We start from the raw sequence: 15,677 nt of genomic DNA on the forward strand, positions 1-15,677 counted from the left end.
TTCACTTATTTTTCAAATCATTCTGATATGAAATCTTTCACAAATTGGGAATTTCTTTCGTGTGAAGAAGAAATTTATGGTATGATAAAATAAGTAAACTTTCATACACTAATTAAGAATTTATTACAGAAAGCAAGGGATCAGATTTTGTATAGAGCAGCTATTCCAAACTTATTTACGCTCGGAAATTTATATAGTGGATTCTTGTCAATCGGCTATGCATCTTTAGGATATTATAAATCAGCTGCTATTTTAGTACTTATCGGGATGATGTTAGATAGTCTTGATGGGCGTGTTGCTCGTTTATTACGTGTTGATTCACAAATGGGAAAAGAGCTTGACTCGCTTGCGGATGTCGTAACATTTGGTGCAGCACCTGCTGTTCTCATGTATTACACATCTTTCTCTAATTATGGAATCATCGGACTATACATAGCGGGGCTATTCCCTCTTTTCGGAGCATATCGTTTAGCACGATTTAATGTAACACCATCTTCTACTTCAATGAAATATTTCACTGGGGTACCGATTACAGCAGCGGGAGGGCTTGTTGCTTTCTTAACATTATTTTCACATACCATTCCAAAAATCGTTCTTATTACAGTATTTGTAACGTTCGCATTTTTAATGGTAAGCCGCATTCGTATCCCAAGTTTAAAGGATGTACCAATTCCACGATATAGCATCATTATTACACTATTTTTAGTGGGAATCATTATTACAATGTACCAAACAGGGTTCGGTAATTTTTCTGTTTTCTTATTCATTGCTATTCCACTATATATTTTGTATATGCTATCTCAATTCCTTAGACAAAGACCATCTAAAAGAGCAAATAAAGACAAATAAAAAAACCTTCCGATTCCGGAAGGTTTTTTTTTATTTTGTAACGAATACTTTTTGATTTATAGGTGTTACAGGTTCTTCACCATTTAATACAGCTAAAATATTTCTTACCGCCGTTTCGGCCATCGCATCACGCGTTTCGAATGTTGCATTTCCTACGTGAGGAGCAAGTACCACATTCTTTAATCCTTTTAGCTCTTCAGTAATTTTCGGCTCAAATTCAAACACGTCAAGCGCTGCCCCTTCAATTTCATTCGTTTTTAATGTATGAGCAAGTGCCGCTTCATGCATAATTGGTCCACGTGAAGCATTTATAATATAAGCTGTTTTCTTCATCATTTTGAACTGTTCTTCATCAATCATATGATGCAATTTCGGATTATACGCACAGTTAATTGTAATAAAGTCTGCTGTTTGTAATAACTCTTCCAATGTTACATATGTTGCTTCCAGTTCACTTTCAGCTTCAGGTTTTCGATTTGGTCCTGTATATAAAACATTCATTCCAAACGCTTTCGCACGCTTTGCAACTGCCTTTCCGATTTCTCCAAGGCCGATAATTCCAATTGTCTTACCATGTACTTCGCGGCCTAAGAAAAATAACGGTGCCCATCCGTTAAATCCAGTTGTACGACATAGCGTATCACCTTCAGGAATTCTACGTGCCGCTGCTAAAAGAAGTGCAAATGTTAGTTCTGCGGTAGCTTCCGTTGATACTTTCGGTGTATTCGTTACCGCAATCCCTTTTTTTTCGGCATATGAGTAATCAATATTATCGTAACCAGCACCGTAGTTTGCAACAATCTTCAAATTAGGTGCCGCATCAATCACTTCTTTTGTCACCTTTGTAGAAAGTAGGCTTAACAATGCATCTTTGTCTTTTACACGCTCTGTTAATTCATCTAAAGAAATTAACTCCTCTTTATCGTACATTTCTACATCATGATCCTTTAATAGTTCTAATCCGATTGCTGGAATTTTCCCTGCTACTAATATTTTTGCCACTACTAACACCTCTTCTATAGAAAATAAGATCTCTCTTATCTTTCATTGTAAGAAATCCACATATAAAAACCAAGGAATTTGATTATAGTTTTGAAAATCGACACTTTTCCACAAAAAAAGAGGAGATGCAAGTCTCCCCCTCTTCTTATGCTTTTTCTTGCGATTGTTTTCCAAGCTTCACATCGATCGTTCCTTCTGCAACTGTATCACTAATTTGTTCCTCAATAACGGATTGAGATGTAGCATTCGTTTCAGAAGTATACGCTTGTTGCTGTGCACCTTGTACATTTTGTTTATTTTGCTGTTTCGACATTTCTTACCCTCCTTTTTATTCTTTCTTATTTTGAACAAAAAGATGGGTTTTCATGAAAAAATCGTGATCATTTTGAAATTGTTACTTCTTCTAGTAATCTCATCGTTCGGACTCGTTTCGTAAATGTAGCTAAGTGAGCAATATCATGATTACGTAACGTCTTTATATTCTCTTCCACATATTTTCCTAAATCATTCGGATAATGAGCATCTGAAGAGAGTGTAATCGGAACTTCGTGTTTAGCTAATACTTGTAAATATAGCGGACTCGGACACATTTCGCGCACAGGATAGCGATAGTACAATCCCGCATTTATTTCCGTTGCTGTATTTGTTTCTACTAATGCACGCGCAATTTTCTTATAATAAGAAAGTTGTTCATTCTCATCTAATCGATAATTAAATACTTTTATGTTGTCAAGATGAGCAATAATATCAAATAACTCAGAACGAACTGCGCACTCAACCGTTTTGAAAAACGTATCATATAAAACATATAAGTCATGTTCCTTAAAATATTCTTTCGTATCTGGATTATCAAATCCCCAGCCATTTAAAAAATGAACAGAACCAATTACATAATCAAAATCTCCTAATGCGAGTAAAGATTGTAATTGTTGTTCACCACCAATAAAATAATCTGCTTCAATTCCAAGTTTAAGCGTAACACCTCTTTTACTCCACCGTTCTTTCGCCTCTTCAATTGCCTTTGTAAAATCATGTAGTGAAGCTACCCTTACTTGGTCTAACCATTCCTTTTGTAAACGTCCAAGCCCCGAATCACTAATATCAACATATGCTTCATAGTATTCTTTCGCTTCATAAAAACGATATAAATGATCGACAATACCAACTTCTTTTATCCCTTTTCGCAAAGCTTCTTCTAAATATAAATCAATCCATTTCATTGTAAATGGCCCTTCATTCACACGTCTTTGCAGGCGTTCTTGTGTTTTCACAAGCCATTCCATAGAATGTTTTTCTTCTTTTAGCGGTTCATAATGTTGTAATGATTCATTTATTTTAGCTAGCCATCCTATTGAATATGGCCCTTCTTCTAAATGAATGTGATAATCCACCTTCATACATATTCCCCCTATAATGTATCTATTTCTCTTCTGTCCCCTACTCTCGAAAGCTTCCCATTTCTTTCTGTCACTTCCTCCATAATATCTTCTAATGATATATTTTTTTCGGCTAATAAAACGAAGCAGTGATACATTACATCAACCATTTCTTTCACTAGCTCTTCGTTATCATTATTTTTGGATGCAATAATTACTTCCGTACATTCCTCACCAATTTTCTTTAAAATTTTATCTTCTCCTTTTGAAAACAAGTAATTTGTATATGATTCAGAAAGTGGATTTCTCTTTCGTTCTTTAATTGTTTCGAATAGTAATGTAAAGGCGTTTTTCATATGTATCCCCCTATATAATTTTGTAATGAAAACATGTTTTTTCTCCCGTATGACATGCAGGTCCTACTTGCTTTACGACAACAACGATTGAATCTTGATCACAATCTAAATAAAGAGATTGCACATGTTGGACATTACCTGATGTTTCTCCTTTATTCCATAACGACCTTCTTGAACGAGAATAAAACCATGTTCTTTTCGTTTCTATTGTTTTTTCATATGCCTCTTCATTCATATAAGCTAGCATTAAAACTTCTTTTGTATCTTCTTCAATTACAACTGCTGGTAATAGTCCTTTTGAAAAGTTAGGTTTCATAGCCGCACCTCAACATTTGCATTTCTTAACTTTCTCTTTACGTCCCCTATTGTCGCCTCACCGTAATGAAAGATTGATGCCGCTAATGCTGCATCAACTGTTGTCTTTTGAAACACTTCTATAATGTGATCAGCATGACCGCATCCACCTGACGCGATGACAGGTACGGAAACACTTTTTGAAATTTCTTCTGTTAAACGAAGGTCATATCCGTTTTTCGTTCCGTCTGCATCCATACTCGTTAATAAAATTTCACCTGCGCCTAGCTCTGTAACACGCTTTGCCCACCTGATTGCATCCATTCCTGTATCAACTCTTCCGCCGTTCACATATACATTCCACTTATCCTCCGCTACTTTTCTAGCATCAATTGCTACAACAATACATTGTGAGCCAAAATGCTCTGCCCCTTCTTCGATTAATTTTGGATTTCGCACTGCTGCTGAGTTAATTGAAACTTTATCTGCTCCAGCTCTTAGTAAATTGTACATATCTTTCACACTTGAAATTCCTCCTCCAACTGTAAGAGGAATAAATACTTTTGAAGCCGTTTTTTCTACAACATCTATAATCGTTTTTCGCCCTTCATGCGTTGCCGTAATATCTAAAAATACTATTTCATCTGCTCCCGCATCATTATATAAAGCTGCTATTTCAACAGGATCCCCGACATCTTGTAGTCCTATAAAATTTACACCCTTTACGACTCGCCCTTCTTTCACATCTAGACATGGAATAACGCGTTTTGCTAACATAACTTTGTTACCTCTAGCACTTCTTCTAAATCAATCGTTTTCTCGTAAAGAGCCTTACCAATTATGACACCGTATATGTTCATATCATTTAACTTTTTCACATCTTGAATAGATGCAATTCCTCCAGAAGCAATAAGTCGAGTAGAAACGCTTTTTTGTAGTAACTCCAATTGTTCTATATTCGGTCCTGCAAGTGTCCCGTCTTTCGAAATGTCTGTAAATACAATCGTTTGAACACCTACATTCTCCATTTGTTTTGCTAAATCAATGTAAGAAATTTCAGACACATCAAGCCAGCCTCTCGTTGCTACGAAACCATTTTTCGCATCAATTCCGACGATGATTTTTTCTTTATATAGAAAAACTGCTTCTTCTAAAAATGGCTTATCATAAAGAGCAGCTGTTCCTAAAATCACTTTATCTACCCCTACTGAAAATAATTTCTCTACGGCTACAAGTGATCGAATTCCTCCGCCAACTTGCACTGGAATACGTACTGCCTTGCAAATTCTTTCAATGACGGACAAGTTTAACGACTCACCAGCAACTGCACCATCTAAATCAACAATGTGCAACCGTTTCGCTCCAAAATTTTCAAATATAATCGCTTGCGCAACCGGATCTTCATTCATTACTGTTTCTTTACTAAATTCTCCTTGATACAGTCTAACGCATCGTCCCTTTTTCAAATCGATAGCTGGGAAGATTTCCATGATTCTACCACTCCTTTAAAATTTTTCAACATTTTCATTCCTATGTCACCACTTTTTTCAGGATGAAATTGTGCGCCATATATATTTCCTTTTGCTACAAAACCAGGTACTTTCACTCCATAATCACTTATTCCATACACAATTTCATTTGGACAATCTGCGTAATAAGAGTGGACATAATATACGAAAGAACCGTCCTCTACTCCATTCCAAAGCGCTATTTCTCCTTCTTTCTTTAACTCATTCCATCCCATATGAGGAATTTTATAAGGAACCTTTAACTTTCGAATAACGCCTGGCAATAAACTTAACCCGTTACAGTCTTGTAGTTCCTCACTTTTTTCAAATAAAAGCTGCATTCCTAGGCAAATACCTAGAAGTGGTTTTCTTGAACGCCCGATTTCTTGTAACACACGCACTAAATCTTTTTCTTCCAATACATCCATCGCTTTTGGAAATGCACCTACTCCTGGTAAAATCACTCCATCACTTCTAAAAATCTCTTCTTTATCACTCGTTACGATATACGCTGCTCCAATATACTTTAATGCTTGTTCTACACTACGAATATTTCCCATTCCATAATCTATAATGGCAATCAATTACAACATCCCTTTCGTTGAATTTACACCAGTAATGTTGGCATTTCTTTCGACTGCTTCTCTAAGCGCTCTACCAAACGCTTTAAATAACGCTTCAATTTTGTGATGTGTATTGCTTCCGTATAAAATACGAGCATGTAATGTAATATTGGCAGCATGAGCAACTGCTCTAAAAAATTCTTCCGTTAGTTCTGTATCAAAATCCCCAAGCTTCGGATTCGTTAATTCTCCTTGAAATACAATATATGAGCGTCCACTTATATCAATTGCAACAAAGCCTAAAGACTCATCCATCGGTACATATGCTGAGCCGTACCTGTTAATCCCCTCTTTACTGTGCAATGCTTCTTTCAAACAATTTCCGAGTACAATCCCAACATCCTCAACTGTATGATGTGCATCAACGAATACATCCCCTTCTGCCTCCACTTGCAAACCGAATCTTCCATGCCTTGCAAATAAAGTTAGCATATGATCAAAAAAACCAACTCCCGTTCGTACAAAAACGTTCTTCCCATCATCAAGCTGTAAACTTAATTTTATTTTTGTCTCTGTCGTCTCACGTATTTGACTAGACTCACGCATTATTCTTCCTCCTCAAATCTTATTTGAATTGCTCTCGCATGCGCATGTAACCCTTCTTTATTGGCAAGCTCTACAATATGATGTTGGACATCTCTTAATGCTTCCTCCGTATAAGACAGAAAGCTTGATTTTTTCACAAAATCATCGACTGATAACGGTGAGAAAAACCTTGCCGTTCCACTTGTCGGTAACACGTGATTCGGTCCTGCTAAATAATCCCCGAGCGGTTCTGGTGCATATGGTCCAAGAAAGATAGATCCTGCATGTTTCACATAAGCTAGAGCATTCATCGGTTCTTTTATATGTAACTCTAAATGTTCCGGGGCAATTTCATTCGATAACTTTAGCGCCTCATCTAAAGAAGGAACGATAAAAATGGCTCCATTTCTCTTTATTGATTCACGTGCAATTTCGCTTCTTGGTAATGTTTCTAACTGCCTTTCTATCTCTTTTTCTACTTCTTTTGCTAAATCTATATTTGTTGTAATACAAATTGCTGTCGCTCTCTCGTCATGTTCTGCTTGTGATAATAAATCAGCAGCAATATATTTTGCATTGCCGGTTTCATCTGCAATAACTACAATTTCTGACGGTCCAGCAATCATATCGATATTTACTATTCCATATACTTCTCGTTTCGCTAAAGCGACGTACAAATTTCCTGGTCCAACTATTTTATCCACTTTCGGAATCGATTCCGTCCCGTATGCTAAAGCAGCAATTGCTTGCGCACCACCTATCGTATAAATTTCATCTACTCCTGCAAGGCTTGCAGCAACTAAAATATGCGGATCAATTCCTCCTTCTCTTGGCGGTGTTACCATTACAAGCTTTTTCACACCAGCGAGTTTTGCTGGCAATACATTCATTAATACTGACGAAGGATACGAAGCAGTTCCGCCTGGCACATATACGCCTACATTCTCTAATGGCCGAATGATTTGTCCTCTAATGATGCCTTTACTCGCGCAATCGAACATCGATTGTCTTTTTTGCTTTTCATGGTACGAAATAATGTTTTTCTTCGCCTCTTGTAACGCTTCTAAAAATGAATTCTCTACAAACATACTCGCTCGTTTTATTTCTTCTTCACTTACACGAAACTCTTTCATCTTTACACCATCAAATTTTTTTGTATAAAAAGATAAGGCATCATCCCTACTCTCCCTTACATTTTGAACGATTTCACTTACACTTCTTTGAACAGTTTCTTCTATTATATTGGCATTTTCTCGTAGTAATTTTATTTTCGATAACGCCTTTTGAAAATCTTCAAAAACGATCTCCATTACAAGTCCCCCTATTTTCCTGACAAAATTTCTTGCTCCATCATATTTATAATACTGAATATTTCGTCTTTTTTAGTTTTTAATGCAGCCTTATTTACAATCATTCGAGCAGATATAGAATACATTTCCTCAAATACAATGAGTCCATTTTCTTGTAATGTTTTTCCTGTTTCAACAATATCAACAATCGCATCTACCAACCCAAGAATAGGAGCGATTTCTACAGAACCTTCTATTTTTATAATTTCTACATCCTCTCCTTTATCATGAAAATAGTTAGAAGTAATATGTGGATATTTCGTCGCAATACGTTTCTTCCGGTAGCTCTTCGGATTATAAGTAGGAATAGAAGCAACACAAAACTTACACACACCTACTCCTAAATCTAACATTTCATAAATATCTTTCTCGTTTTCCATTAAAATATCTTTTCCAACGACCCCGATATCCGCTACTCCATGTTCTACATAAGTAGCAACATCTACTGCTTTCACTAAAATAAATGAGATATCTGTATTTTTACTTTGAAAGACAAGCTTTCGTCCTTTATTTTTAAGCTCTGAACAATCGATTCCAATCTGCTCAAAGAGTGGAATCACATGTTTTTCTAATCTCCCTTTCGTTAACGCAATTTGAATGTTACGCATGAAGTTTCTCCTTCTTTCTGGACTACCCATTTCTCGTTCCATACATATTCCACTAACGATTCGTTCTTTGCCTCAACGACCGTTACTATTTGATTTTTTCTTGCAAATTGAAAGGTGTCATTTAAATTAGAAAATAAAGATATCTCTACTTTTTTCCCGTCCTTTTGAAGTAAATTTCGTAACCGTTCCGCTTCTGCTAATCTATTTAACTCATAATGAATCATAATATCTATTCTCTTTCGTTCATATGGTTCTTGCTGCTCCTGCAGCGCCTTCACAATTTGATTAACTTGCACCGCGAGTCCAACAGCCGGCAACATTTCTCCAAAATTTCCAATTAACTCATCATATCTTCCACCACTAACAATTTCTTCTCCAATTTCATATATATACCCTTTGAAAATAACACCTGTATAATAGTCCAAATGTTGAATCATTCCTAAATCAATTGATATATAAGGTCCATAGCCTAGTTTTTCAATTGCTTCATATATTTCTTTCACTCTTGCAATAGCCATTTTCATTTCATTACTTGAGGCAAGTTTTTCTGCTTCCTCAATTACTTCTAAATTCCCAAATAACCTTGGTAATTTCTCCAGTAACCTTACTGTTTCATCACATCGATCTAATTTCTTTTCTCTAATAAAATTTGATAGAGCGGCATAGTTTTTACTTTCAATATATGTTCTAAGAACTTTCTCTTCTTCCTCATGAATGGAGAGCTTTTTAACAATACATTTATATAACTGCACTTGCCCAATCTCTATTGTAAAAGATTGCACTTTCAACTTTTGAAGTGATTGAATAACACTTATAACACATTCAATTTCAGCTCTTACATTATCAATACCGATAATTTCAATACCACTTTGCACGATCTCATTATATTTTCCAGTAAGGGACTCATTCGCTCGAAATACATTTCCGCTATACGTCACTTTAAGTGGCGCATCACACCTCTGCGCCCCCATCACTCTCGCTAAAGGAATTGTCATATCTGGACGCAATACGATAATCCGTCCCTTTTCATCAAAAAATTTATACATCTTTTCTTCATCTATCGGCCTGCTTTGAAAGGCGAATACATCATAAAATTCAATTGTTGGTGTCCTTATTTCTTCATAACCTCTCTCTAAAAAAGTACGCCTTAATTTTTGCTCCACTTCTTCAATTAATGTACATTCTTCGAATAAATAATCTCTCGTTCCATTTGGGTTTGCCCGTTTCCATTTTGTCATCTAAATTCTCACACCTTTCCCTTTCTAATGTATGCTTATTTCATGCACCTAAACCGAAAATAAAAAGAGCCTTGTAGATAAAATATACCTACAAGGCTCTTTAGTAGCGAGTAGGTACAACGGGAATAACCCTTGCACCTACTCGTTTTCACGCTAGGTTCAAGGGTTTTATGTATGATGATGTAGTTGTGTAAGCATTTTAATAGATTGCATTGTTTTCATAATACTTACTCCCTTTCTCCACTAATTTTTACATAGTATATAACACTTAATTCTGAATGTAAATACATTTTAAATATTCCGTTATCTTTTAATATACAGCTACCCTTCTTTCATACTCTTTTATTTCTTGTTCATATTGCATTGTAATACTAATTTCATCTAAACCATTTAATAATTTCTCTTTCCACATTTTCTCGATTGTAAAATGAAACCTGTGCGTACTTGTTGTAATTACTTCATTCTCTAAATCTACTTCTATTTGTTCTCTTGCATCCGTTTTGGCAAGCTTTTCTCGCATTTCTTTATCCATTACAATTGGTAACATACCATTCTTCATACAATTCATATAAAAAATATCTGCAAACCCTCCCGCGATAATTACGCGGAAACCATAATCAGCAAGTGCCCAAGGTGCGTGTTCTCTTGAAGAACCACATCCAAAATTATCACCTGTAATTAATATACTTGCCCCTTTTCTATCTGGTGCATTAAGTGGGAAATTAGGTTTTTCGTTTCGTTCATTATCATATCGCCACTCATCAAATAAATATTTTCCAAACCCCGTCCTTTCAATTCTCTTTAAATATTGCTTCGGAATAATTTGATCTGTATCAATGTTATCATTCATAAGTACTGCGGCAGTACCTTTATGAATACGAAATGGCTCCATCATAACTCTCCTTTCTAGTATCAACAAAATGACCATATAACGCAGCTGCTGCCGCCATTGCTGGGCTAACTAAATGCGTTCGTGCTCCTTTTCCTTGTCTCCCTTCAAAATTACGATTTGAAGTTGAAGCGCAATGCTCTCCTTCAGGTACTTGATCTGGATTCATTCCAAGACACATGGAACATCCAGGTTCTCTCCATTCAAATCCCGCTTCTTCAAATATGTGATGTAGTCCTTTTTGCATCGCCGCGTCCCTTACTCTTTTCGATCCAGGCACAACGAGTGCTCGCACACCTTCTTTTACCTTTCTCCCTTTCACAACAGCTGCAGCAATTTCTAAATCAGAGAGCCTGGAATTTGTACAAGATCCAATGAAAACATGCTGAACTGGAATATCATACGTACTTTGTCCAGGGCTTAATCCCATATAAGAAAATGCTCTTTCGTCATTTACATCATGTTTTTCTGGCAATTTCTCATCAATACGAACTCCCATACTCGGATTTGTTCCCCACGTAACGTATGGCGCTAAATCTGTAACATCTATCGAAATATGTAAATCATAAATTGCATCTGCATCTGTATAAAGTTCAGACCATTTCTTCTCGAAAGTTTCATAGTCTCTCGGTGCATATTTACGTCCTTTTACATAAGCAACTGTTTTTTCATCTGGCGCGATAATACCTGCTTTTGCTCCTCCTTCAATCGCCATATTACAAAGCGTCATTCTCTCTTCCATCTCCATAGCCTGAATCGTCTCTCCGTAAAATTCCATTACGTATCCAGTTCCAACTGCTACACCGTACTTTGAAAGGAGATGCAAAATAATATCTTTTGCGTAAACACCTTTCTGTAATTTTCCTTTTAGTTCAATTCCCATCGCTTTCGGTTTTCTTTGCCACAGCGTTTGCGTTGCCAATACATGTTCCACTTCACTCGTACCAATACCAAACGCTAGCGCACCAAACGCACCGTGCGTCGCTGTATGACTATCACCACAAACAATTGTTTTTCCTGGCTGCGTGAGCCCAAGTTCTGGTCCGATAACATGAACGATCCCTTGCTCTTCATCTCCGATATCCGCTAACGGCACCTGAAATTGTTTACAATTTTCCCGAAGTGTATCTAGTTGCTGCTTCGCAATGCGATCGGTAATATTCCAAACATCTTTCGTTGGAATATTATGATCCATCGTTGCGAATGTTAAATCTGGTCTGCGTACCGTTCGATTTGTAAGCCGCAAGCCTTCAAAGGCTTGCGGTGACGTTACTTCATGAACAAGGTGCAGATCGATATATAATAAATCTAATCCATTTTCATTTGTCGCAACTACGTGTCTTTCCCAAAGTTTATCTAGCAACCTTTTCCCCATTATCTTCCTCTCCCTACTAGTGCTTGCTCTTCCATTTCTTGCATTACTGCCTTCGTAAATGAAGTTGTCGTTTCAGTCCCCCCGATATCTGCTGTACATTTTCCTAATTTAAGGACTGCTGAAATCGCTTCTTCAATTGCACACCCTTCTCTCGTTAATCCGAACGATTGCCCAAGCATCATGGCAACAGAGCGCATCATCGCAATTGGATTTGCCTTATTTTTTCCGGCAATATCCGGTGCTGATCCGTGAATAGGCTCGTATAGCGAAGGGCCCTTTTCCGCGTGACTTGCTGACGGAAGCATTCCTAATGATCCAGCTAATACGGAAGCTTCGTCACTTAAAATATCCCCAAATAAATTTTCTGTTACAATTACATCAAACCGTCCTGGATTCCGAATTAACTCCATAGCAGCTGCATCTACTAAAATATGTTCAAGTTCAACATCTGAATAACGAAGTGCTACTTCTTCTGTTATAGTTCTCCATAGTTTACTAGATTCTAAAACATTTGCCTTATCAATAGATGTTACTTTCTTCTTTCGCTTACTCGCTAATTGAAAGGCATAAGAAACGATACGTTCAATTTCATGGCGATGATACGTAAGTGTATCTGTTGCTACTTCGTCGGTTCTTTCTTTCGGATAAGAAAAATAAATCCCACCTGTTAATTCACGAACGACAACGAAATCAATTTCATCAGCCTTTTTTAATGGCGATAAATGTGCCGTTGCGCTTTCTACCGTTACAGGGCGAACGTTCGCAAATACACCGAGTCCTTTTCTTAAAGCTAATAATCCTTTCTCTGGTCTTTCTTTCGCACTATCCCACCTTGGTCCACCAACTGCTCCTAGTAAAACCGCATCACTTGCTAAACAAGCGGCAAGTGTTCGTTGTGGTAATGGTTGCCCATTTAAATCGATAGCACTCCCGCCAAAGTACTCATCTTGCAAATGAAAATGATGACCATATAACCTTTCTACCATATGCAATACTTCCTTCGCACTTTCCATAACTTCCGGTCCAACCCCATCACCAGCTAAACAAACGATACGTTTTTCCAATTTCAACACCCCTTTTAACTGAATTTTCAGAACTTTAATTTGATAGGTGAGAATAGCCCCTCTCACCTATCAAACACTTATTTCACAAGCTGGATAAAAGATTTCAATTTCCCCGCTGCGTGGACATATGCTCTTGCCGACGCTTCCAATACGTCTTGTGCAACACCAAAACCTGATACTTGATGTGTTCCTTCTTTTAATTCAACATGAACATGAGCCAGTGCATCTTGACCTTGTGTAATGGATTGTATGCGATAATCCGCCAATTCACATTCTAATCCTAAAATTCTTTGGATTGCATTGTAAATCGCTTCAATACTACCAGAGCCAGTAGCTGCATCTTCGAATACATTTCCTTCCTCATCTTTTAGTACAACTGTCGCGCATTGTGTACTATTTGATACGAAATGTACTTGCAATTGCGTAATGTTATATTGCTGAGCCGCAAATGCTGCTTCACCAAGCATAAGTGCTCGTAAATCTTCCTCAGTAATTTCCTTCTTACGATCAGCTAATTTTTTAAACGCTTCAAACACCGCATCTCGTTCTTCCGTTGTAAATTCATAACCAAGCTCTTTCATTTTTTCTGTAAACGCATGACGTCCAGAATGTTTCCCAAGTACAAATAGGTTTTGAGATTCACCTACTAGCGCTGGTTCAATAATTTCATATGTTGTCACTTCTTTTAATACACCATCTTGATGAATTCCGGATTCATGAGCGAATGCATTCGCTCCAACGATTGCTTTATTTTTCGGTACAACCATACCTGTTAATCTGCTTACTAATGTACTTGTCGCTTTAATTTCTTTTAGCGTCATAGAAGGCTCTGCTTGATAGAAATCTTTTCTAATATGAAGAGCAACTGCGACTTCTTCTAATGCCGCATTCCCTGCTCTTTCACCAATTCCATTAATTGTTCCCTCTACTTGCAATGCTCCCCCTTCAACTGCAGCTAGCGAATTTGCTACAGCCATCCCAAGATCATCGTGACAATGACAAGAGAAAATTGCTTTTTCATATGAAGGAACGGATTCTTGTAAGTACTTAAAAAGAGAATAATATTCTTCTGGATTCGTATATCCAACTGTATCTGGAATATTAATTACATTCGCTCCTGCACGAATCGCAACTTCTACTGCCTCAGCTAAAAAATCTCTTGCTGTTCTTGTCGCATCTTCTGCTGAAAATTGTACTGTCGGAAATAACGACTTCCCAAGTGTAACCGAGCGGTAAATACTATCTAATACATCTTCTTTTGACATACAAAGTTTATATTTCATATGAATATCACTCGTAGCTAAAAATACGTGTAAACGAGGAGATACCGCACCTTTCACAGCTTCATATGCTCTTCGAATATCGCTTTCTTTCGCTCTAGCTAAACTCATAACTGTAGCATTTTGAATTGTATTCGCGATACGTTTTACCGATTGAAAATCCCCTTCGGAAGCTGCTGCAAAGCCAGCTTCCATAACATGAATCCCTAGTCTTTCTAATTGCCTTGCAATTTGCAATTTCTCTTGTTCATTTAAATTCACTCCTGGTGATTGTTCGCCATCACGTAGCGTCGTATCCATGAACAAAATCTGCTTCATATTATTTCATCCCTACCTTTACTCGCGGCTGTACGAAAGGCATCATTTCACGTAATTTACGTCCAACTACTTCGATTTCGTGTTCATTCTCTTTCTCATTTGTCGCATGGAAATTCGGTCTTCCTGCTTTATGCTCTGCAATCCAACCTCTTGCAAATGTACCATCTTGAATTTCTGCTAGCACTGTACCCATCGCTTTCTTCGTATCTTCCGTTACAACGCGTGGCCCTGATACGAAGTCGCCCCACTGCGCTGTATCTGAAACTGAATATCTCATATTCTCAAGTCCACCTTCATACATAAGATCAACAATAAGTTTCAGTTCGTGTAAACATTCAAAATATGCAAGTTCCGGCTGATATCCAGCATCAACTAACGTTTCAAATCCAGCTTTCACCAGCGCAGTTACTCCGCCGCAAAGTACAGCTTGCTCTCCAAATAAATCTGTTTCCGTTTCTTCTTTAAATGTCGTTTCTAATACACCAGCTCTCGTCGCTCCAATTCCATCAGCATAAGAAAGTGCCTTTTCAGTCGCAACTCCTGTTGCATCTTGGTATACTGCAAATAATGCAGGAACAGCTCCGCCTTCAACAAATGTACGGCGTACAAGATGTCCTGGACCTTTTGGCGCTACTAGAAATACATCTACATTCGCTGGTGGTTTCACTTGATCAAAGTGAACATTAAATCCGTGTGCAAAAACGAGAGAATTTCCTGCCTGTAAATTTGGCGCAATTTCCGTTTCATATACTTCTGGTTGCAGTTCATCCGGTAGCAAAATCATTACTACATCAGCCTGCTTTGCTGCTTCTGCTACTGTATATACAGAAAATCCATCTTCTTTCGCTTTATCCCAAGACTTCCCTTTTCTCAGCCCTACTACTACATCAAATCCGTTATCACGTAAATTTTGCGCATGTGCATGACCTTGCGAGCCATATCCAATGATTGCTACTTTCTTTTCCTTTAATACATTTACCGTTACATCTTTCTCATAATAAACTTTAGCCATTTTCATTTCCC

General features: G+C 37.4%; 18 protein-coding genes. 1 reads left to right on the forward strand and 17 read right to left on the reverse strand.

Annotated features, from left to right (window positions below; translation table 11 throughout):
* Positions 1 to 147 precede the first annotated feature (147 nt).
* Positions 148 to 849, forward strand: a complete 702-nt coding sequence (gene pssA, locus QCI73_RS20100) for a CDP-diacylglycerol--serine O-phosphatidyltransferase (RefSeq protein WP_000285421.1) — start codon at positions 148 to 150, stop codon at positions 847 to 849.
* Between the two features lie 30 nt (positions 850 to 879).
* Here pssA and QCI73_RS20105 read toward each other — a convergent pair whose 3' ends face one another.
* The 17 genes from QCI73_RS20105 to ilvC all read right to left on the reverse strand — a co-directional run bounded on the left by QCI73_RS20105 (position 880) and on the right by ilvC (position 15,666).
* The gene (locus QCI73_RS20105) at positions 880 to 1,851 is read right to left on the reverse strand and encodes an NAD(P)-dependent oxidoreductase (RefSeq protein WP_353823614.1); all 972 of its coding nucleotides are present in this window, start codon (positions 1,849 to 1,851) and stop codon (positions 880 to 882) included.
* A gap of 145 nt (positions 1,852 to 1,996) precedes the next feature.
* Complete coding sequence (locus tag QCI73_RS20110) at positions 1,997 to 2,164, reverse strand: YozQ family protein (protein ID WP_000043572.1); 168 nt, start codon at positions 2,162 to 2,164, stop codon at positions 1,997 to 1,999.
* Between the two features lie 67 nt (positions 2,165 to 2,231).
* Positions 2,232 to 3,248, reverse strand: a complete 1,017-nt coding sequence (locus QCI73_RS20115; protein ID WP_262725959.1) for a histidinol phosphate phosphatase domain-containing protein — start codon at positions 3,246 to 3,248, stop codon at positions 2,232 to 2,234.
* A gap of 11 nt (positions 3,249 to 3,259) precedes the next feature.
* Complete coding sequence (gene hisE, locus QCI73_RS20120) at positions 3,260 to 3,583, reverse strand: phosphoribosyl-ATP diphosphatase (RefSeq protein WP_000786132.1); 324 nt, start codon at positions 3,581 to 3,583, stop codon at positions 3,260 to 3,262.
* A gap of 10 nt (positions 3,584 to 3,593) precedes the next feature.
* The gene (gene hisI, locus QCI73_RS20125; RefSeq protein ID WP_000803969.1) at positions 3,594 to 3,899 is read right to left on the reverse strand and encodes a phosphoribosyl-AMP cyclohydrolase; all 306 of its coding nucleotides are present in this window, start codon (positions 3,897 to 3,899) and stop codon (positions 3,594 to 3,596) included.
* The gene (gene hisF / locus QCI73_RS20130; RefSeq protein WP_262725960.1) at positions 3,896 to 4,654 is read right to left on the reverse strand and encodes an imidazoleglycerol phosphate synthase cyclase subunit; all 759 of its coding nucleotides are present in this window, start codon (positions 4,652 to 4,654) and stop codon (positions 3,896 to 3,898) included. Before hisF ends, hisI begins: the two co-directional genes overlap by 4 nt.
* A complete protein-coding gene (hisA, locus tag QCI73_RS20135; RefSeq protein ID WP_262725961.1) occupies positions 4,648 to 5,367 on the reverse strand; it encodes a 1-(5-phosphoribosyl)-5-[(5-phosphoribosylamino)methylideneamino]imidazole-4-carboxamide isomerase in 720 nt (239 codons plus the stop codon). The genes hisF and hisA overlap by 7 nt, the downstream gene beginning before the upstream one ends.
* Positions 5,340 to 5,969, reverse strand: a complete 630-nt coding sequence (gene hisH, locus QCI73_RS20140) for an imidazole glycerol phosphate synthase subunit HisH (protein WP_262725962.1) — start codon at positions 5,967 to 5,969, stop codon at positions 5,340 to 5,342. The genes hisA and hisH overlap by 28 nt, the downstream gene beginning before the upstream one ends.
* Complete coding sequence (gene hisB, locus QCI73_RS20145) at positions 5,970 to 6,554, reverse strand: imidazoleglycerol-phosphate dehydratase HisB (RefSeq protein WP_353823615.1); 585 nt, start codon at positions 6,552 to 6,554, stop codon at positions 5,970 to 5,972. It lies immediately after the preceding gene.
* Positions 6,554 to 7,843 (reverse strand): histidinol dehydrogenase, encoded by a 1,290-nt coding sequence (gene hisD / locus QCI73_RS20150; protein WP_262725963.1) that lies wholly within the window; start codon positions 7,841 to 7,843, stop codon positions 6,554 to 6,556. Before hisD ends, hisB begins: the two co-directional genes overlap by 1 nt.
* Positions 7,844 to 7,854: 11 nt before the next feature.
* Positions 7,855 to 8,490 (reverse strand): ATP phosphoribosyltransferase, encoded by a 636-nt coding sequence (gene hisG / locus QCI73_RS20155; protein WP_001244478.1) that lies wholly within the window; start codon positions 8,488 to 8,490, stop codon positions 7,855 to 7,857.
* Entirely contained in the window at positions 8,466 to 9,728 is a 1,263-nt protein-coding gene (hisZ, locus tag QCI73_RS20160; RefSeq protein WP_353823616.1) for an ATP phosphoribosyltransferase regulatory subunit, read from the reverse strand. Before hisZ ends, hisG begins: the two co-directional genes overlap by 25 nt.
* Positions 9,729 to 10,038: 310 nt before the next feature.
* On the reverse strand, positions 10,039 to 10,620 hold the full coding sequence (gene leuD, locus QCI73_RS20165; RefSeq protein ID WP_353823617.1) for a 3-isopropylmalate dehydratase small subunit: 582 nt from the start codon (positions 10,618 to 10,620) through the stop codon (positions 10,039 to 10,041).
* Positions 10,598 to 11,992 (reverse strand): 3-isopropylmalate dehydratase large subunit, encoded by a 1,395-nt coding sequence (leuC, locus tag QCI73_RS20170; RefSeq protein WP_242260672.1) that lies wholly within the window; start codon positions 11,990 to 11,992, stop codon positions 10,598 to 10,600. Before leuC ends, leuD begins: the two co-directional genes overlap by 23 nt.
* Positions 11,992 to 13,056 carry a 3-isopropylmalate dehydrogenase gene (leuB, locus tag QCI73_RS20175; protein ID WP_353823618.1) on the reverse strand — a complete coding sequence of 355 codons (1,065 nt, stop codon included), beginning with the start codon at positions 13,054 to 13,056 and terminating at the stop codon, positions 11,992 to 11,994. Before leuB ends, leuC begins: the two co-directional genes overlap by 1 nt.
* A gap of 77 nt (positions 13,057 to 13,133) precedes the next feature.
* Positions 13,134 to 14,654, reverse strand: a complete 1,521-nt coding sequence (gene leuA, locus QCI73_RS20180; RefSeq protein WP_353823619.1) for a 2-isopropylmalate synthase — start codon at positions 14,652 to 14,654, stop codon at positions 13,134 to 13,136.
* Position 14,655: 1 nt separating this feature from the next.
* Positions 14,656 to 15,666 carry a ketol-acid reductoisomerase gene (gene ilvC / locus QCI73_RS20185; RefSeq protein ID WP_327924636.1) on the reverse strand — a complete coding sequence of 337 codons (1,011 nt, stop codon included), beginning with the start codon at positions 15,664 to 15,666 and terminating at the stop codon, positions 14,656 to 14,658.
* Positions 15,667 to 15,677 lie beyond the last annotated feature (11 nt).

The organism is Bacillus cereus group sp. MG16, from assembly GCF_040459875.1.
GTDB classification, from domain to species: Bacteria; Bacillota; Bacilli; order Bacillales; family Bacillaceae_G; genus Bacillus_A; species Bacillus_A paranthracis.